The sequence below is a fragment of the Bosea sp. 29B genome (assembly GCF_902506165.1).
In the GTDB taxonomy this organism is placed as follows: domain Bacteria; phylum Pseudomonadota; class Alphaproteobacteria; order Rhizobiales; family Beijerinckiaceae; genus Allobosea.
Genome location: NZ_LR733817.1, coordinates 5,768,347 through 5,785,560 on the forward strand (window position 1 = coordinate 5,768,347; position 17,214 = coordinate 5,785,560).

The following is a 17,214-nucleotide window of genomic DNA, read 5'->3' on the forward strand; positions in this document are numbered from 1 at the left end:
GCCGGCCGCCTCGACTCTACTCGCGCATCCGCTTGACCGAACCGGTCACGGTCGGAGCTGCGAAGGCGCCGACTGCGCCGCCCGCGACGGCGCCGATCGGCCCGCCGATGATCGCACCGGTTCCCGCGCCGGCGGCAGCGCCCGCGATGCGTTCCTCGGTGGTGGTGCAGGCTGCAAGCAGGGCCGCCAGGCAGCCCGCGAAGATGATCCTCATCGTCATCGTCCCCGTCGTTTCGTCACGGGGGCAAGCATCCCGGCGGATGGTCAACGCGAGGTAAACGTCAGGGAACGGCGACTGTAGGCCCGAAAATCCGCTCGAACTCGGCCCGCAGCGCACTGTCGACCTCGGGCATCGTCAGCGGCAGGCCAAGATCGACCAGCGAGGTCACGCCCTGGTCGGAGACGCCGCAGGGCACGATGCCATCGAAATGCGCCAGCTCCGGTTCGACATTGAGCGAGATGCCATGGAACGAAACCCAGCGCCGGACACGGATGCCGAGCGCAGCGATCTTGTCCTCGGCGCCCTCCCCCTTCTCAGGCCGGCGCACCCAGACGCCGACGCGCTCCTCGCGCCGCTCGCCGCGGATGTTGAAGGCGGCGAGCGTGCCGATCAGCCAGGCTTCCAGCGCCGAGACGAAGCGGCGCAGATCGGGCTCGCGCCGCTTCAGGTCGAGCATCACGTAAGCCACGCGCTGGCCGGGGCCGTGATAGGTGAACTGCCCGCCGCGCCCGGTGCGGTGCACGGGAAAACGCTCTGGCGTCAGCAGGTCCTGATCCCTGGCCGAGGTGCCGGCTGTGTAGAGCGCGGGGTGCTCGACCAGCCAGACACGCTCGCGCGCCTTGCCGTCGGCGATCAGGGCGGCGCGGGCCTCCATCTCGGCAACGGCCGCTTCATAGCCGACCGGCTCGTCGGCGATCACCCATTCGACCGGCTCCGAACCCGCCTCCGGCAGGAACGAGACCGACAGCGCCCCGCGCGTCTTCACTATGGCTTAACCTAGTTTGTTCAACTCTTGGAAACCGGTGCGGTGCCCGATCGCTTCACCGCTGCTCATGCGCCGGTTTCCGCGTCGCTGGCAAGTTCGTGGAATTGTTTTCAGGTAAGTCTGCGGAGGCAGGTTTTGAAGGCCGATCTCGACAATGTCGCGGTAGAGCTCACGGTGGTGCTCGGCTCGGCGCAGATGCCAATCTACAAGCTGCTGCGCATGGGCCGCGGCGCGATCATCGAGCTCAACGCGACCGAGAACGACGAAGTCCAGATTCTCGCCAACAACCATCCCTTCGCCAAGGGCCATGTCGTCGTCGCCGGCACCCGCATCTCTGTCGAGATCACCGAGATGCTGATGCGCCCGACCGTCTACACGCTCGAAACCGTCGCCGACGCGGCCTGAGCGATACTCACTCGAACTGGACGCTGACCTTCGGCGTCCCCGCGAATCCCTCATAGCGGACGGTGATCTGCTGGCCCGGCTTCGGCGGCGTCAGCGGCGAGAACGAGCCGACGCTGATCAGGTCGCCGGCGGCGAGCTTGCGGCCGCTCTTGGCCAGGTCCTGCACCAGCCAGACCACCGAATTCAGCGGGTTGCCGAGCGTCGCGGCGCCGGTCCCCTCGGCCAGCACCGCCCCGCTGCCATCGGTCGCGACGATCTTGTTCTCGGCGAGCAGTGCCACCGTCGCGGCATCGGCCTTGAGCGGCACCTCGGCGCCGGCGACGCCGAAGCGAGCAGCGACATTGATCGCCAGCAGCTGCGTGCCGTCGAGCGTCTCGCTCGGCGCCAGCGCCAGGTCCGGCAATTCGATGAAGGGGCGCATCCCGGAGATATGACGCAGCGCTTCCTCAGGCGTCTTGGCGGTGTTGATTCCCTCGTCCTTGACGACGAGCAACATGTCAGCCTCCCAGACCGGGCGAGCGCCATAGGCCGCGGGCAACCTCGCCCCGTCGTTCAGAATCATCTTGTCGAACAGCACGCCGCTGACCGGTCCATCGGCCTTGAAGCGCTCCTGCACCGCCTTGGCGGTGAGTCCGGCCTTGTAGCCGACGACCTTGCCGAGCTTGCCCTGAAGCTCGGCGACGAGCTTGCCGCGCGCGCAGGCCGCATCGTCGAGATTCGCCACGGGCAAGGCCTTGGCCGGTCGCTTCGCCTCCCAATCGGTGACAAAGCCGCTGATCGCGGCTGCGTCGGGACAGGCGGCCTGCGCTGCGCTCGCCATGAGGCAGGCGTTCAGGGCCAAGGCAATGGAACATGCGCGCATCGACGTCCTCCCGTATCCGCTCATGGCCGGCGCGGGAGCACAGACTGGCGGCGATTATCGCTGAGCCGGCTGCGCCATGGAGCGCGCGGGCGGCAGCGTTGTGCCTTGACGATCTCCGGCCGGACGAACTTCGTCAACAAGACTGTCCGAACAGGGCTTGTCCCGGCTCACGGCTTTTGCTAGACCCGCGCCGCTCCGGAGTTCACCGCCACAGCGCGGCGCCCTCCAGGAGCCGCTGCGGTCATGGCGGAATTGGTAGACGCACTACCTTGAGGTGGTAGCGGGGAGACCCGTGGAGGTTCGAGTCCTCTTGACCGCACCAGTTTAGGACGAAGGTCCGCGAAACGGCGATCCGCAAGGGTCGCCGTTTTTCGTTGCGGATGCATCGAATCCCGCTGCGGCGCGTTGCCATCAGGCGGAGGCGCTGACACAAGGGCGCTGACGCGTTCAGGCGCGAATCCCCTGCCCCCGAATTCTCCAGCCCTCGAATCGCGGAGCGACCCATGGTGGAAGCCGAGCCCGCTCCGGACGAGACGCTGGAGCGCAAGGTCCGCGACGAAGATGGCGCAATCGACGCCGGCTTCGTCGAGCAGGTCTCGCAGGCCGTGCTGCTCTCCGACGTCACCGCCTTGCGCGGGCTCGTCGCGGAACTCCATGAGGCCGATCTCGGCGACCTGATCGAGGCGCTCGACCAGGAGGAGCGGCCCAAGCTGATCTCGCTGCTCGGCGGCGATTTCGACTTCGCCGCCCTGACCGAGGTCGACGACGCCGTTCGCGAGGAGATTCTCGAGGAGCTCTCGCCGGAGACCGTCGCCGAGGGTGTGCGCGATCTCGACACCGACGATGCGGTCTACATTCTCGAAGACCTCGACGAGGCCGACAAGCGCGAGATCCTCGACAAGCTGACGCCGGCCGAGCGCACGGTGCTGCAGCAGGGCCTCGATTACCCCGAAGGCTCGGCCGGCCGGCGCATGCAGCCCGAGGTGATCGCGGTGCCGCCATTCTGGACGGTCGGCCACACCATCGACTTCCTGCGCGAGACCGAAGACCTGCCCGAGCGCTTCTTCGAGATCTTCGTCGCCGATCCCAGCCACCATTTCGTCGGCACGGTCAGGCTCGACCAATTGCTGCGGACAAAGCGCCCGGTCAGTGTCGTCGATCTCATCGAGGACGACCGCCGCGTCGTGCAGGCGACCGACGACGTCGAGGACGTGGCGCGGATGTTCCAGCGCTACAACCTCGTCGCGGCCCCCGTGATCGACGCGGCCGGCCGGCTCGTTGGCGTCATGACCATCGACGACATCGTCGACGTGATCGAGGAAGCCGGCGACGACGACGTCAAGCAGCTCGCCGGCGTCGACGCGGAAGAAGAGATTTCCGATTCGGTGCGCCAGGTCGCGCTCGGCCGCTTTCGCTGGCGCTTCATCAGCCTGATCGCAGCCTTTCTCAGCGCCTCCGTCATGGCGCTGTTCGAGGAGCAGCTCGGCAAGCTCGTCGCGCTCGCCGTGCTCGCACCGATCGTCGCCAGCCAGGGCGGCAATGCCGCGACCCAGACGATGACGGTCGCGGTCCGGGCCCTCGGCACCGGCGAGCTCGGCGGCTGGAACATGGCCCGCTTCTTCCGGCGTGAGATGATCGTCGGCGTACTTAACGGCGTCGCCTTCGCGCTGATCACCGCGCTGGTCGCCGGCTTCTGGTTCGGCAATCCCACACTCGGCGTCGTCATCGGCCTTGCGATGGTCGCGACCTTGATCATCGCCGCCCTTGCCGGTGTGGCCGTGCCGCTGGTCCTCGACAAGGCCGGCATCGATCCCGCGATCTCGTCCGGCACCTTCGTCACCACCATCACCGACGTGGTCGGCTTCTTCTCCTTCCTCGGCATCGCGACGATGCTGCTGCGCCTGTCCTGATCGGACTGACAGCCTCGAAAAAACCGGTAACGTAAACCGGGCGTCAAGTTTTCTCCGCAATTGTCCGAGAAATGATCGCCCGCCGCATGAAATCCTTTTCCCTGGCCCCCTTCGCGCTGCTCGCCGCCCTGACGGCTTTGGGCGGCTGCGTCGGTTTGGACAACTATCCGGCCAAGGGCGATGCGCGCCCGCATCCCGGCGTCGAGGCTGCGAGGCGCTATCCGATCCAGGGCATCGACATTTCGCGCTGGCAGGGCGAGATCGATTGGGCCTCGGTCAAGGCGGCCGGCACCCGCTTCGTCTACATCAAGGCGACCGAGGGCGGCGACCATGTCGACCCGGCCTTCCAGCGGAACTGGGAAGCCGCGCGCCGGGCCGGCGTGCCGCGCGGCGCCTATCACTTCGTCTACTGGTGCCGCCCGGCCCATGAGCAGGCGGTCTGGTTCAAGCAGCAGATCCCGAATGATCCCGACGCGCTGCCGCCGGTGCTCGACCTCGAATGGAACGGCCACTCCAAGACCTGTCCGAAGAAGGTCGAGCGCTCGTTGGCGCTGGAGAAAATCCGGCTGATGCTGACCGAACTCGAGCAGCTCACCGGTAAGAAGCCGGTGATCTACACCGACATCACCTTCCATAAGGACATTCTGGAAGGCGAGTTCAACGATTATCCCTACTGGATCCGCTCGACCGCGGCCAAACCCGAGGCGCGCTACGAGAACCGGCCCTGGGCCTTCTGGCAGTTCACCACCACCGGCCGCGTCCCCGGCATCAAGGGCGATGTCGACCGCAACGCCTTCTACGGCAATGAGGGCGAGTTCGCCGGCTGGCGCGAGGGCCGCTTCGACATCGGCACCCGCACCTGGATCCGCGAGCGCAAGGTGCCGCCGCAACCGAGCCCCGGCCCGGAACATACGCCCGTTGCGGCGATGCCCGGCGCGAGCCGGACGGTCGCAGCCGCCTCCTTCCAGCCGGCGCCGCTCGGCGAGGTGGTGGAGAGCGAAGAGCCCGCGCCGGATTCCGAATGAGGCGAGCAGGGTCGTCCCTGCCCTTCTGAAATTTCTGAGCCGCCTAGGCCTTCGTCGCACAGACCAGATGCGCCGGCATCGGCAGGTGAAGCTCGCCCCCCGACATGAACGGGGCGACCGATCTCTCGATATCTGCGCGGACGGCCGCCAACTCCGCCGGGCTCTGCCGCTTGAGGGCACCGCCCGTGCGCGCTGTCCCATGCAGCAGGGCCTCGAAATAGTCGCCGGGAGACGGGAAAGCCCAGTGCTGCGGCACGATCGCCGATCGCATATCCCGAAAGCCGCAGCGCTTCAGAGCATCCTCGCAATTCGCCGCATCGCTGAAATGGAAGAAGGGCGGCCCGGGTGGAAGCCCGACATTCGGATTGCCAGATCGCTGGATCGCCGCCATCGGGATCGCGAAGCCGGCCACCATCTCCGGCAGCCCCCAGGCGGTGAAGGCCAGCCGGCCGCCGGAGCGCAGCACCCGGTGCATGGCCCGCAAGGCGCGCTCGGGTTCGTCGAAATGCAGGATGCCGAAATTCATGCCGACGGCATCGAAGCTGCCATCGGCATACTCTTCGAGGGTCAACGCGTCCCCTTCCTGGAAATCGATGCCGGGATGGAGCGAGCGAGCCCTCATGACCATCGGAACCGAGAAGTCGACGCCTTCCGCGATCGCTTCGCGCGCCGCAGCCGCGGCGGCGAGGTAGCCGGTGCCGCAGGCGACATCGAGCAGGCGCTGGCCGGGGGCAAGCTCCAGCGCATCGAGCATCGCCGGGATGACTTGCTGGGTCAGGCGGCTGAAGGCGGCGTCGTAATCCTCGACCACCGCTTCCCAAGCCTTGTGTTCGAAATCGCTGAAGGCAGAGCGCGTCATCCGGCTCACTCCTTCCGGACGAGGGGACGAAGGCTACCCTAACGGAATGGCCTTTCAAGGCCAACGCAAATCGGGTTTCGGCCGGACGCCAGTTCAGCGCGACATCCTGGCCCGCGCCAGACCGAGCCCGACGAAATAGCAGGCCGCCAGCCCGAGCCCGGCCTTGCTCCAGATATCCGGCGCCATCCCCTGCCACAGCGTCGCCGCAGCGGCGATGCCCCATACCGTCAGCATCGTCAGCGTCAGCCCGCGCCAGCGCCGCACGCGCACCGGGTGCACGAACACGACCGGCAGGAACATCAGCACGGTGGCGATCAGGATGACCGCCAGCACCAGCCAGGCCGGCGGCGCGAAGGCGACGATGTAGAACACGACGATGTTCCACACCGCCGGGAAGCCGCGGAACCACCAGTCGTCGGTCTTCATGCCGGTGTCGGCGAAATAGAGCGCGCTCGCCAGCGTCACGGCGAGGCCCGCGATCACCCCATAGGGTGCAGCCATCACCTCCGGCCGCAGCAACATCGCCGCCGGCACGAAGACATAGGTGACGAAATCGACGACGAGGTCGAGCAGCGCCCCGTCATAGCGTTTCGCCCGGCTCTTGACGGAGAAACGCCGCGCCAGCGGCCCGTCAACCGCATCGACCACCAGCGCCACGCCGAGCCAGATGAAAGCCTGGGTCAGGTCGCCGGTGAACACGGCCTGCAGTGCCAGGAAGCCGAGCGCAGCGCCGAACGCCGTCAGCACATGGACGCCATAGGCCAGGGCCCGACCGCCCTTGCCGGGATCATCGCCGCCGGAATCGTCCATCGCCAGCCTCCCGCCGGTTAACCAAGCCTGAAGCCGGTCGCTCGAATGCTAACCACCTCTTAACCCGCCCCTCGCCTATCCTTTTCTGCGAAGAGGAGACAAGCATGGCGCCCCGCGCTGAGACCAGACCAGAAGCGCGGCGCATGGCGAAATCTGCCGGCCAGCTGGCGATCTGCGCCTTGCTCGGCCTGTTCGGCGCCGAGCCGGCGCTCGCGCTCTATCCCAAGAAAAGCGATTCCGACCCCCATGCCGGCGTGCGCGATGCGCGACGCCGCGTCATCCAGGGCATCGACGTCTCGCGCTGGCAGGACGATATCGACTGGCAGAAGGTCAAGGATGCCGGCACGCGCTTCGCCTTCATCAAGGCGACCGAGGGCGGCGATCATCTCGACCCGATGTTCAGGAAGAACTGGGCCGAGGCCAAGAAAGCCGGCGTGCCACGTGGCGCCTATCACTTCGTCTATTGGTGCCGGCCCGCCAAGGACCAGATCCGCTGGTTCAAGCGCCACATCCCGCGCGATCCCGACGCCCTGCCCCCGGTCCTCGACGTCGAGTGGAACGGCGAATCCGCCAGATGCGGCAAGAAGATTCCGCGCGAGAAGGCACTCGCCAAGATCCGCGAGATGCTGAAAGGGCTGCAGGAGCACACCGGCAAGAAGCCGATCATCTATACCGACATCACCTTCCACGAAGACGTGCTGGAAGGTGAGTTCAACGACCATCCCTATTGGCTGCGCTCGACAGCCGCCCCGCTGCATCATCGCTATGAGCGCAAGCAGTGGGAGTTCTGGCAGTTCACCACCACCGGCCGCGTCCCCGGCATCGGCGGCGACGTCGACCGCAACGCCTTTTTCGGCAGCGAGCATGAATTCGCTGCCTGGCGCGACGGGCGCTACGACATCGGCGCGCGCAAATGGCGCGGTGGCGAGCCCAAGGTCGCGACCACGCCCAAGCCCCCCGCCACGCCGGCCGGCCTGAGGACGCCGAAGGCGGCCGGCGGCACACCGCTGAAATTCCTGCCGCCCGGCAAGATTCCGCGCAACGCCTCCCGCGACGTCGCTACGACAGGGTCGCTGGCAAACCGCGACGAGGACTGACGAAACGGAGCTGAGCCGCAAGGAAACGCTCTCCAGTACGCCATTTATTAGACTAAAGTCGTAATACTAAGCTTCCGCAGCTTGCGCGGTGACCTTGCGCAATCGCGACAATACGCTCGATCGTCATCAGACTGTCGGCAACACCGCTCAGTTTCCGCGCATCTCAACGGGAGTTGCGGGAACGTCGCCATGAGCAGCATCACGATGGATCACGGCCAGGGCACAGAGCCCGGGACCGAAAAACCGAAACTCGACGCACCGCAGGGCGCGATCGCCGGCCTGATCTTCGCCGCCGTGATGACGGTCGGCCTCGGTTATATGTGCTATTCTCTCTACCAGGACATCAGCGGCACCGGCATGCCGGCGACGACCTGGCTGCCCTTCGTCCTGCTCGGCGTGGCCATGCTGATCGCGCTCGGCTTCGAGTTCGTCAACGGCTTCCATGACACCGCCAACGCGGTCGCGACGGTGATCTACACCAACGCGATGCCGGCCAGTATCGCAGTCGTCTGGTCGGGCGTCTTCAACTTCCTCGGCGTGATGATGGCGTCCGGCGCCGTCGCCTTCGGCATCATTTCGCTGCTGCCGGTCGAACTCATCCTGAATGTCGGCTCCGGTGCCGGTTTCGCCATGGTCTTCGCGCTGCTGATCGCCGCGATCATCTGGAATCTCGGCACCTGGGCGCTCGGCCTGCCGGCCTCGTCCTCGCATACGCTGATCGGCTCGATCATCGGTGTCGGCCTCGCCAACCAGCTCTACAACAGTGCGAGCGGGACCTCCGGCGTCGACTGGACCAAGGCGACCGAGATCGGCTGGTCGCTGCTGATCTCGCCGCTCTTCGGCTTCATTGCCGCCGCGCTGGTCTTCCTGACGCTCAAGCTGATGGTGCGCAATCCCGAGCTCTATGCCGAGCCCAAGGGCAACAAGCCGCCGCCGCTCTGGATCCGCGGCATCCTGATCGCGACCTGCACCGGCGTCTCCTTCGCCCATGGCTCGAATGACGGCCAGAAGGGCATGGGCCTGATCATGCTGATCCTGATCGGCTGCGCGCCCACCGCCTATGCGCTGAACCGCGCCATTCCGGCCGGCGATCTCGATAATTTCCGCAAGACCGCGATCGCCGCCAGCGCCGTCATCGACCAGAAGGCGCTGGGCTACGCCATCATCGGCGACCCGCGCCAGAACGTGACCCGCTATGTCTCCGAGCGGAAGATCGACGACTCGACCTTCCCGGCGCTCTCGGCCCTGAACAAGGAGATCGTCAAGACGATCGAGACCTACGGCCATCCCTCGAAGTTCCCGGCCACCACCGTCGCCAACGCCCGCAACGACATGTATCTCGCCTCCGAGGCGCTGCGCTTCATCTTCAAGGCCGACAAGAAGGAGGAGAAGATCTTCTCCGCCGACGACCTCAAGGTGATGACCGCCTACAAGACCTCGCTCGACGACGCGACCAAGTTCATCCCGTTCTGGGTCAAGGTCGTGGTCGCGCTGGCGCTCGGGCTCGGCACCATGGTCGGCTGGAAGCGCATCGTCGTCACAGTCGGTGAAAAGATCGGCAAGCAGCACCTGACTTATGCGCAAGGCGCCTCGGCCGAGCTCGTCGCCGCCGGCACGATCGCAGCCGCCGACATTTACGGCCTGCCGGTCTCGACCACGCACATCCTCTCCTCCGGCGTCGCCGGCACCATGGCGGCCAACAAATCTGGCCTGCAGATGTCGACGGTGCGCAACATGCTGATGGCTTGGGTGCTCACCCTGCCCTGCGCCATCCTGATCTCCGGCACCTTGTTCGTGCTGTTGCGCCAGGTCTTCTAAAGCCCACTCAACCCGGCGGCGCGGCTCCCTGCCGCGCCGCCGACGACCCTGTCCCGATTTCGCGCGGATGGCGCCAATCTCGATGAACATCGCGCATCTCTCGCCGACCGATATCCAGTCCCAGCGCGGCATTCTCTGGGCCTTCCGTTTCGGCTCCAGCCGTTCCGCCATCCTGATCGACCGCGGCGAGATGCCCGATCTTGCCGGCGAGGCGGGCTTCGTCTGGGCGCATCTCGATCTCGTCGACGAGCGGGCTCGCAGCTGGATCGCGGCCGAGCCGGCGATCCCCGCGCAAGCCGGCGATCTCCTGATCAGCCACGATCAGCATCAATGCCTCGACCATTCCGCCGATCTCGTCTGGGGCGTGACGCACGATGTCGGCCTCAACGCGAGCGGCGCCTCGCACCATGTCAATCCGCTGCGCTGGGTGATCGGCGAGCGCTTTCTTGTCACCGGCCGGCGCGAGCCCTTGCAATCGATCAGCCAGATAGCGGAGGCGCTGCAAAAGGGCGAGCGCATCGACAGCCCGATCGCCCTGTTCGAGCGCATCATCGCCTTCATTATCCAAGACATCGCCGCCGCCGTGCTGCAGCTGACCGACGAAATCGACACGCTCGAGGATCGGGTGCTGGCCAACCGTGCCGGCGACAGCCCGCAGCGTATCGGCGCCATGCGCCGCTCCGTCGTGCGGCTGCACCGCCATGTCAGCGGGCTGCATCTCCTGTTCCGCCGCTTCGCTGAAGCCGAGATCGGTCCGACCGCGCCCGCCACGGTCAAGAGCGCAGCCATGCGGCTGCTGCAGCGTATCGACACCTTGCGCCACGACGTCCAGGCCCTGCACGAGCGCACCCGTCTGCTGCAGGAGGAAGCAGCTGCCGCGACAGCGACCGAATCCAGCCGCCAGCTCCACTTCCTCTCGATCCTGACCGCCTTGTTCCTGCCGGCGACCTTCATCACCGGCATGTTCGGCGTCAACGCCAAGGGCGTGCCCTGGGACGACACCACGAACGGCTTCGTCTACGTGCTGCTGGTATGCCTGGTCTGCTCGCTGCTCACGCTGCTGCTCCTCAAGCGCCGCGGCATCGTCGCGTGAACCGCCCTGCCCCAGCCCCGATCTTGTGCGGTTGCGAAAAGCAGCCCGAGGCGATAATCGGCCAGACGCGCTCCGCGATGTGCCCTCACCCGGGTGAGCGGCGGCAGGGTTCCCGGCACGAGGTTGCGCATGGACGGACGCACATCCCGGATGCCTGACCTCCATTCGCAGACCGGCATTGTCTGGGCCTATCGCTTCACTGCGGATGGCACGCCGACGCTCATACCGCGCGATGAAGTGCCGACGCTGGCGCCGGAAGACGGCTTCGTCTGGCTGCATCTCGACCTCGTCCACACCAGGGCCCAGGCCTGGATCGACGAGCGCAAGGAATTGCCGTCCGCGGCGCGCGAGCTTCTGCTCTCGCGTGAGACGCATCAGCGGCTCGACCATTCCGCCAGCCTGGTCTGGGGCATCGCCCATGACCTGACCCGCGACATCGTCGACCGCACCGACAATGTCGGCACGCTCGCCTGGGCCGTCGGCGAGCGCTTCCTGCTGACCGGCCGGCGCGAGGCACTGCAATCGGTCCGCAAGGCGGTCGAGGCGCTCAATGCCGGCGAGCAGATCGGCTCTCCGGCCGAGCTGTTCGAGCACCTCATCGAATACCTGATCGACGACGTCACCGATGCGGTCGTCCGCCTCTCCGACGAGACCGACAGCATCGAGGACCAGATCCTGCTCGACCGGCTGGAGGATGGACCACAGCGCGTTGGCGCCGTCCGCCGCACCGCCGTGCAGCTGCACCGCCAGCTCGCTGGCCTGCACCTGCTGTTCCGGCGCTTCGCCGAGACACCGTCGGGGCGCTCGGCCCCAGAGACGGTGCGGGCGGCAGCGCTGCGCCTGCTGCTGCGGGTCGACACGCTGCGCCAGGACATCCAGTCGGTGCAGGACCGCGCCCGCCTGCTCCAGGACGAGATCGCCGTGCGCTCGGCCAACCAGACCAACCGGCAGCTCTACACGCTCTCGATCCTGACGGCGCTCTTCCTGCCGGCGACCTTCATCACCGGCCTGTTCGGCATCAATGTGAAGGGCCTGCCCTGGGTGGAATGGGACCTTGGCGCCGGCTTCGTCACCCTCGCCTGCCTCGGTGCTTCGCTGCTGACCCTGTTCCTGCTGCGACGGCGTGGGGTGATCGGACGTTAGGGCTGTCGCGGGCGGTTAAACCTGCGCCAGCAACACCTCGACCAGGGCCTCCGGATTGAGCCGCGCGACGTTGTGCCCGCAATCGAAGACGAAGGTCGACCACTCCGGATCGCCGCTCAAGCGTTCATGGAGGTCGCGGAACGGGCTCCCTTCCCATCCAAACGCCCCGATATAGGTCTTGCGCGGCACCTCGCGCCAGCGCCCGCTGAGCTTGATCGCCTGGAGGAAGGTGCCTATCGGATGCGGCCGGCAGCGCGCGTCGAGATGGGCAGGCGGCGCGCAGCTGAGCCCGTCGGCCTTCGCCCCCTCGATGAAGACATCCCGAAAACGAGGCGTCGTCAGGGACCAGAGCGAGTCGCCGTCATCGGGCACATAGGCGTCGACATAGACCAGCGCCCGGATCCGCGACGGCGCGGCATCGGCCGCACCGCTCACAACCATGCCGCCATAGGATTGCCCGACGAGGACAACCTCGTCGCGCTCCGCCCTCACCACATCGACGAGTTCTTTTATGTGGGTATCGAGATTGGCCGCCGGGGCAGGCCTATCACCAAGGCCGGACAGCGTGATCGGCAGGGCCTTGTGGCCGCGCGCTGCGAGCAGATCGGCCACCTTCTCGTAGACCCAGCCGCCCTGCCAACCGCCGGCTATCAGGATGAAAGTAGCCATCGCCGTCACTCCTGATTTTGATACCCGCGAAACCCCGACGCCCTTTCGGCCACGATGTCGGGATGCCGGTTGAGCGCGTCAGGTTGATGGCGTCAACTCAGGCTCAGGCCTTGGCGGCCTGACGCTGCGCCCGCTTCTCCGCCCCTTTCGCTCCCATGCTGATCGCAAGGCGGATGACGAGCAGTTCCAGCAAGGCGACGCCCACGAACACGCCGAGAATGACCATCTGGTCGCTGCTCCTGCGCAGGCCCAGGGTTCCGAACTCACTCAGCGCAACTCCAGCCGCCAGCAGCACGAAGGCCGCCTGAACCGCATAGGTCACGAGCGCACATAAGGCTGCGACGGTCCAGGCCCGGCCGGAGGCTGGGCGCACCTGCTCGCGGAGGAACCAGAGCTGGCCGACCCATGTGCCTGCGCCCCAGATCAGGAATATCCCCATCGCGCCCATATTGCCTGGGCTGAACTTGAAATAGGATTCGAGCGCCAGGAAGACGACATTGAGCAGGACCACGCCGATGATCAGGAACCCGCTATAGCGCAGGACGAGGGCGCCCGTAGAAATGGGCGAAGCGGTCGGCTGTTGAGGCATGGCGAGTCTCCGGCGTCTTTGTTTCGACCCGCCGGCTACGGTAGTCGGAAGCGCCGGTAAAGCACGGCAGCCGCATGCAGGGCCGGCTCGAAAAGCGAGCTGGGTCGTGCAAAACGCGTCTAAAGCTCCCAGCGCCAAGGCGGCGTGATGGGAGGCGGCGACGGCTTGCATCTGCTGTTCCAGCGCTTTGCCGAGACGCCGTCGGAGAGCTCGGCCCCCAAAGGCGATGCGGGCGAGTTGCGGTCCTGATCCTCCCTCAACCCTTGAACAAGGGCGTGCGGACATGTCCGGAAACGGCATAGGTCAGCGATGCCTCGAGATCGTTGAGAGGCACGCGCCAAGTCAGCAGGTGGTCGACTGCGATTTCGACGAGCAGGGAGGCGGCCTTGTCAGCCGGGCAAGCGTGAGCGCCGGCGCCGAATTCAAACGATTTCCGATCCACCCGCATAATGTCGAGCCGATCGGGATCGGGATTGAGCGTGGGATCGCGGTTGGCCGCCGCCAGCAGGACGATGATCATTTCCCCCTGGCGTAGCTCGTGACCAGCGATCTCGCCATCACGCGCCATGAAGCGAAAAGTGCTGCTGGTCACGGTGTCGTGCCGCGCCACCTCCCCAACAAGCGGACGCAACAAGGCCCTGTCGGCGTCGACCTTTGCACACAACGCCGGATCTCGCGCGAGCGCCAGAAGGGTCGACCCGATCAGCGACGCGGTCCCGGCATAGCCCTGGATCATGTAACCAACAGCGTTGACGATCACATCCTTGTCGCCGCATCCGAGGCGCGTCGCCTCCCGAATCAGCGCATCGAAGAGCGGTCCGCGCCGCTCTGGAGCATCCGCTAGCGTACCGACGAGGTCCAGCAGCGCCTTCGCGCCGCGATGCCCGCGCGCGATCATCTCGGGTATCGCTGCCGGAATTCCGGTTCCGGCCGCCGCTGCGGCGGCGCCATAATCCCCGAGCCAACCCATCACGTCGCCGTAGTGTCTCTGGGGGATACCGAGCAGGTGAGCGATGACCTGCACCGGCAGCGCGAACATGAACTGCGCGATCCAGGATTTGTCGCGGGCCGGCCCAAGCTCGCTGTAGAGCTCAGCCGCGCGCCTCCGCGCAATATCAGCGACCTGGCGAAGGTAGATGCTGGCCAAGGCGCCCGCGACCGCACCCTTGAGTTTGCCGCGTGCCTCATCGTCGCGCAGCCGCACGAGCCGCCCGAAAATGTCGGCTGCTGCGCCGCCGCGTAGCGCCTCTGGGATCGGCCCGTTCAAAGGGCGGGTGAGACAGACCGCACTGGCCAGGACCTCGGCGACGGAAGCGGCGTTCGCAGCCACCCACCAGCCATTGATCTCGTCTCGGAAGAACGGTCGCTCTCGCGCGAGCCGGGAATAGTAAGGGTATGGGTCCGGATGGGACGGCGCCGCGCGAACATGGGCGGGATCACCGTCTGGCGAAATCATCACCTGCATCTCTGGGCACCATCCGGTTCGCGCCTCGGCGCGTTCGTCATGTCCATCAATGCGGCTTGCGCGGTTATCTGTCGAAGTCATAATATCTCTAATAGTGATCAGCTTTTTGCATGAACATGGACAGCGAAGCCCTCGAGACCTTTGTCACCATCCATCATGCCAACGGGTTTTCCCGCGCCGCTGAAATCCTCGGCCGCTCTCAACCGGCGATCAGCCGGCGCATCGCGCTGCTGGAAGGCGAACTCGGCGTGCCGGTATTCGAGCGAGCCGCGGGTGGCGCGGTGCTCAGTGAAGCAGGCGGAATGCTACTGCCTCATGCCGAACGCGTGCTGGCCGCTCTGCGCGATGCGCAGAGCGCGATCGAGGCGATGCGCACGGGCGCTGCCGGCCGTGTCGCGCTCGTCACCGTCGGCACGCTTGCTGGATCGAACCTCACCGCCGTGCTGAAACGCTTCACAGCCGATCACCCTGGAATCGATCTGTCGATCAGCACCGCCACGAGCGCCGAGGTCAGCGAGCTGGTGAGGCGTGGCGAAGCCATGATCGGACTGCGCTATCTTCTCGATGTCGCGCCCGACCTCGTCTGCGAGCACATCGCGTCGGAAACCATGGCCGTCGCATGTGCCCCCGAACATCCCTTCGCCGCTAAAGGCCTGGCGTCGATGTCGGCCTTGCGCGACGAGCGCTGGTTCGCCTTCCGCAACGCATACGATCTGCGCGAAAGTTTCGCGGACAACATATTCGCGCAGTTTCAGGCATGCGGGATCGGCGAGATCCGCTGGACGCCAGTGGACAGTCTCAACGCGATGAAGCGATTGGTCGAGGCTGGCCTTGGCCTCGCGCTATTGCCGGAAAGCGCGATCGAGGAGGAGCTGCGCACCGATTCGCTGGCCACCATCGTGATCGCTGACCTCAAGGTGGCCAATCCCGTCTATGCTGTCATCCGCCGAGGCGGCTATCTCAGTCCCGCTACTCTCAATCTGCTGTCGCTCCTCAGAACCGAGACAGGCCTCGTCAACCGTTCGACTGTGCGGGACGCGAATCGACCACCGCAGATTGCTCGGCCACCCACGTGAAGCCAGTCGGCTCACATTGCCCTGCTCCACGTCCTTCGTAGTGCCTGGGCATCGGCGCAGAGCCATCTGTCAGCGCATGCCCGCTGACTTGGGCACCAACCGCGCTATAACCGGGCAAAGGCCTCATCCGAGCCGGGAGGACATCATGCTCGCCAACGCGCCCCGCCCCTTCAATTTCGACCTCGGCGAGACCGCCGACGCGATCCGCGACACCGTCCATGCCTTCGCGCAGGAGAAGATCGCCCCGCGCGCCGAGGAGATCGATAAGACGAACCTGTTCCCGCGCGATCTCTGGCCGGAAATGGGCGCGCTCGGCCTGCACGGCATCACCGTCCCTGAGGAATATGGCGGCGCCGGCCTCGGCTATCTCGAGCATTGCGTCGCGATCGAGGAGGTCAGCCGCGCCTCGGCCTCGGTCGGTCTCAGCTACGGCGCCCACTCCAATCTCTGCATCAACCAGATCGCCCGCAACGGCAACGAGGCGCAGAAGCGCAAATACCTGCCCAAGCTGATCTCGGGCGCGCATGTCGGTGCGCTCGCCATGTCCGAGCCGGGCTCGGGCTCCGACGTCGTCTCGATGAAGACCAAGGCGGTGAAGAAGGGCGACCGCTATGTCCTGACCGGCAACAAGATGTGGATCACCAACGGCCCGATCGCCGAGACCCTGGTGGTCTACGCCAAGACCGATCCGGAAGCCGGCCCGAAGGGCATCACCGCCTTCCTGATCGAGAAGGGCATGAAGGGTTTCTCGACCCATCAGAAGCTCGACAAGCTCGGCATGCGCGGCTCCGACACCTGCGAGCTCGTCTTCGAGGATTGCGAGGTCCCCGAGGAGAACGTGCTCGGCTCGGTCGGGCGCGGCGTCAACGTGCTGATGAGCGGGCTCGACTATGAGCGCGTCGTGCTCTCGGCCGGCCCGCTCGGCATCATGCAGGCGGCGATGGACATCGTCCTGCCCTATATCCACGAGCGCAAGCAGTTCGGCCAGTCGATCGGCGAGTTCCAGCTCGTCCAGGGCAAGGTCGCCGACATGTATGTCGCGATGAACTCGTGCAAGGCCTATGTCTACGCCGTCGCCAAGGCCTGCGACCGGGCCGAGACCACCCGCGAGGACGCCGCCGGCGCCATCCTGATCGCGGCCGAGAAGGCGACACAGCTCGCCCTCGACGCGATCCAGCTGCTCGGCGGCAACGGCTACATCAACGACTACCCGACCGGGCGGCTCCTCAGGGACGCTAAGCTCTACGAGATCGGCGCCGGCACTAGCGAGATCCGCCGCATGCTGATCGGCCGGGAATTGTTCAACAAGACGAAGTGAGGCACTCGCAGAGCGCATCATGCTCGGGCTTGACCCGAGCATCTCGGGACGAGAAGCCTGCGTGAGAACAAGCGCTGTCCCGTCCTGAG

At 66.1% G+C, this 17,214-nt stretch carries 17 protein-coding genes and 1 tRNA gene; 10 read left to right on the forward strand and 8 right to left on the reverse strand.

Annotation, left to right across the window (positions count from 1 at the left end; genetic code table 11):
• Positions 1–16: 16 nt before the first annotated feature.
• Positions 17–220 (reverse strand): hypothetical protein, encoded by a 204-nt coding sequence (locus GV161_RS27950; protein WP_159740916.1) that lies wholly within the window; start codon positions 218–220, stop codon positions 17–19.
• Positions 221–281: 61 nt separating this feature from the next.
• Positions 282–989, reverse strand: coding sequence for a lipoyl(octanoyl) transferase LipB (gene lipB, locus GV161_RS27955; RefSeq protein WP_152013728.1), 708 nt, complete (start codon positions 987–989; stop codon positions 282–284).
• 132 nt (positions 990–1,121) lie between these two features.
• Between lipB and GV161_RS27960 the strand changes: the two genes are divergently transcribed.
• Positions 1,122–1,391: a FliM/FliN family flagellar motor switch protein gene (locus GV161_RS27960; protein ID WP_092159516.1), complete on the forward strand. Its 270-nt coding sequence runs from the start codon at positions 1,122–1,124 to the stop codon at positions 1,389–1,391.
• 7 nt (positions 1,392–1,398) lie between these two features.
• On the opposite strand, the gene GV161_RS27965 is transcribed toward GV161_RS27960, so the two are convergent.
• Positions 1,399–2,253: a hydratase gene (locus GV161_RS27965; RefSeq protein WP_152013727.1), complete on the reverse strand. Its 855-nt coding sequence runs from the start codon at positions 2,251–2,253 to the stop codon at positions 1,399–1,401.
• 237 nt (positions 2,254–2,490) lie between these two features.
• Here GV161_RS27965 and GV161_RS27970 point away from each other — a divergent pair.
• The 3 genes from GV161_RS27970 to GV161_RS27980 all read left to right on the forward strand — a co-directional run bounded on the left by GV161_RS27970 (position 2,491) and on the right by GV161_RS27980 (position 5,188).
• A tRNA-Leu gene (locus GV161_RS27970) sits at positions 2,491–2,575 on the forward strand.
• Positions 2,576–2,756: 181 nt separating this feature from the next.
• Positions 2,757–4,163 (forward strand): magnesium transporter, encoded by a 1,407-nt coding sequence (mgtE, locus tag GV161_RS27975; protein WP_152013726.1) that lies wholly within the window; start codon positions 2,757–2,759, stop codon positions 4,161–4,163.
• An 86-nt stretch (positions 4,164–4,249) separates the two neighbouring features.
• Positions 4,250–5,188, forward strand: a complete 939-nt coding sequence (locus tag GV161_RS27980; RefSeq protein ID WP_244623983.1) for a glycoside hydrolase family 25 protein — start codon at positions 4,250–4,252, stop codon at positions 5,186–5,188.
• 43 nt (positions 5,189–5,231) lie between these two features.
• Here GV161_RS27980 and GV161_RS27985 read toward each other — a convergent pair whose 3' ends face one another.
• A complete protein-coding gene (locus GV161_RS27985; protein ID WP_152013724.1) occupies positions 5,232–6,047 on the reverse strand; it encodes a methyltransferase domain-containing protein in 816 nt (271 codons plus the stop codon).
• A 93-nt stretch (positions 6,048–6,140) separates the two neighbouring features.
• A complete protein-coding gene (locus GV161_RS27990) occupies positions 6,141–6,857 on the reverse strand; it encodes a CDP-alcohol phosphatidyltransferase family protein (RefSeq protein WP_152013723.1) in 717 nt (238 codons plus the stop codon).
• A 104-nt stretch (positions 6,858–6,961) separates the two neighbouring features.
• Between GV161_RS27990 and GV161_RS27995 the strand changes: the two genes are divergently transcribed.
• The 4 genes from GV161_RS27995 to GV161_RS28010 all read left to right on the forward strand — a co-directional run bounded on the left by GV161_RS27995 (position 6,962) and on the right by GV161_RS28010 (position 12,008).
• Positions 6,962–7,954 (forward strand): GH25 family lysozyme, encoded by a 993-nt coding sequence (locus GV161_RS27995; protein WP_152013722.1) that lies wholly within the window; start codon positions 6,962–6,964, stop codon positions 7,952–7,954.
• Between the two features lie 297 nt (positions 7,955–8,251).
• Complete coding sequence (locus tag GV161_RS28000; protein ID WP_244623992.1) at positions 8,252–9,772, forward strand: inorganic phosphate transporter; 1,521 nt, start codon at positions 8,252–8,254, stop codon at positions 9,770–9,772.
• A gap of 82 nt (positions 9,773–9,854) precedes the next feature.
• Complete coding sequence (locus tag GV161_RS28005; RefSeq protein WP_159650472.1) at positions 9,855–10,865, forward strand: CorA family divalent cation transporter; 1,011 nt, start codon at positions 9,855–9,857, stop codon at positions 10,863–10,865.
• 129 nt (positions 10,866–10,994) lie between these two features.
• On the forward strand, positions 10,995–12,008 hold the full coding sequence (locus tag GV161_RS28010; protein WP_152013719.1) for a CorA family divalent cation transporter: 1,014 nt from the start codon (positions 10,995–10,997) through the stop codon (positions 12,006–12,008).
• Between the two features lie 15 nt (positions 12,009–12,023).
• Here GV161_RS28010 and GV161_RS28015 read toward each other — a convergent pair whose 3' ends face one another.
• The 3 genes from GV161_RS28015 to GV161_RS28025 all read right to left on the reverse strand — a co-directional run bounded on the left by GV161_RS28015 (position 12,024) and on the right by GV161_RS28025 (position 14,731).
• Positions 12,024–12,677 (reverse strand): alpha/beta fold hydrolase, encoded by a 654-nt coding sequence (locus GV161_RS28015; protein ID WP_152013718.1) that lies wholly within the window; start codon positions 12,675–12,677, stop codon positions 12,024–12,026.
• A gap of 103 nt (positions 12,678–12,780) precedes the next feature.
• Positions 12,781–13,266, reverse strand: a complete 486-nt coding sequence (locus GV161_RS28020; protein ID WP_152013717.1) for an ABZJ_00895 family protein — start codon at positions 13,264–13,266, stop codon at positions 12,781–12,783.
• 256 nt (positions 13,267–13,522) lie between these two features.
• Positions 13,523–14,731, reverse strand: coding sequence for a cytochrome P450 (locus GV161_RS28025; protein ID WP_159650482.1), 1,209 nt, complete (start codon positions 14,729–14,731; stop codon positions 13,523–13,525).
• 110 nt (positions 14,732–14,841) lie between these two features.
• Here GV161_RS28025 and GV161_RS28030 point away from each other — a divergent pair, with 110 nt between their 5' ends.
• Both GV161_RS28030 and GV161_RS28035 read left to right on the forward strand, forming a co-directional pair.
• Positions 14,842–15,807 carry a LysR family transcriptional regulator gene (locus GV161_RS28030; protein ID WP_244623982.1) on the forward strand — a complete coding sequence of 322 codons (966 nt, stop codon included), beginning with the start codon at positions 14,842–14,844 and terminating at the stop codon, positions 15,805–15,807.
• 145 nt (positions 15,808–15,952) lie between these two features.
• Entirely contained in the window at positions 15,953–17,125 is a 1,173-nt protein-coding gene (locus GV161_RS28035; RefSeq protein WP_152013715.1) for an isovaleryl-CoA dehydrogenase, read from the forward strand.
• Positions 17,126–17,214 lie beyond the last annotated feature (89 nt).

Coding starts and splice junctions, on each gene's coding strand:
- GV161_RS27950 (WP_159740916.1), bottom strand. CDS start 220: ATGACGATGAGGATCATCTTCGCGGGCTGCCTGGCGGCCCTGCTTGCA.
- GV161_RS27965 (WP_152013727.1), bottom strand. CDS start 2,253: ATGCGCGCATGTTCCATTGCCTTGGCCCTGAACGCCTGCCTCATGGCG.
- mgtE (WP_152013726.1), top strand. CDS start 2,757: ATGGTGGAAGCCGAGCCCGCTCCGGACGAGACGCTGGAGCGCAAGGTC.
- GV161_RS27980 (WP_244623983.1), top strand. CDS start 4,250: ATGAAATCCTTTTCCCTGGCCCCCTTCGCGCTGCTCGCCGCCCTGACG.
- GV161_RS27985 (WP_152013724.1), bottom strand. CDS start 6,047: ATGACGCGCTCTGCCTTCAGCGATTTCGAACACAAGGCTTGGGAAGCG.
- GV161_RS27990 (WP_152013723.1), bottom strand. CDS start 6,857: ATGGACGATTCCGGCGGCGATGATCCCGGCAAGGGCGGTCGGGCCCTG.
- GV161_RS27995 (WP_152013722.1), top strand. CDS start 6,962: ATGGCGCCCCGCGCTGAGACCAGACCAGAAGCGCGGCGCATGGCGAAA.
- GV161_RS28000 (WP_244623992.1), top strand. CDS start 8,252: ATGACGGTCGGCCTCGGTTATATGTGCTATTCTCTCTACCAGGACATC.
- GV161_RS28005 (WP_159650472.1), top strand. CDS start 9,855: ATGAACATCGCGCATCTCTCGCCGACCGATATCCAGTCCCAGCGCGGC.
- GV161_RS28010 (WP_152013719.1), top strand. CDS start 10,995: ATGGACGGACGCACATCCCGGATGCCTGACCTCCATTCGCAGACCGGC.
- GV161_RS28015 (WP_152013718.1), bottom strand. CDS start 12,677: ATGGCTACTTTCATCCTGATAGCCGGCGGTTGGCAGGGCGGCTGGGTC.
- GV161_RS28020 (WP_152013717.1), bottom strand. CDS start 13,266: ATGCCTCAACAGCCGACCGCTTCGCCCATTTCTACGGGCGCCCTCGTC.
- GV161_RS28025 (WP_159650482.1), bottom strand. CDS start 14,731: ATGCAGGTGATGATTTCGCCAGACGGTGATCCCGCCCATGTTCGCGCG.
- GV161_RS28030 (WP_244623982.1), top strand. CDS start 14,842: ATGAACATGGACAGCGAAGCCCTCGAGACCTTTGTCACCATCCATCAT.
- GV161_RS28035 (WP_152013715.1), top strand. CDS start 15,953: ATGCTCGCCAACGCGCCCCGCCCCTTCAATTTCGACCTCGGCGAGACC.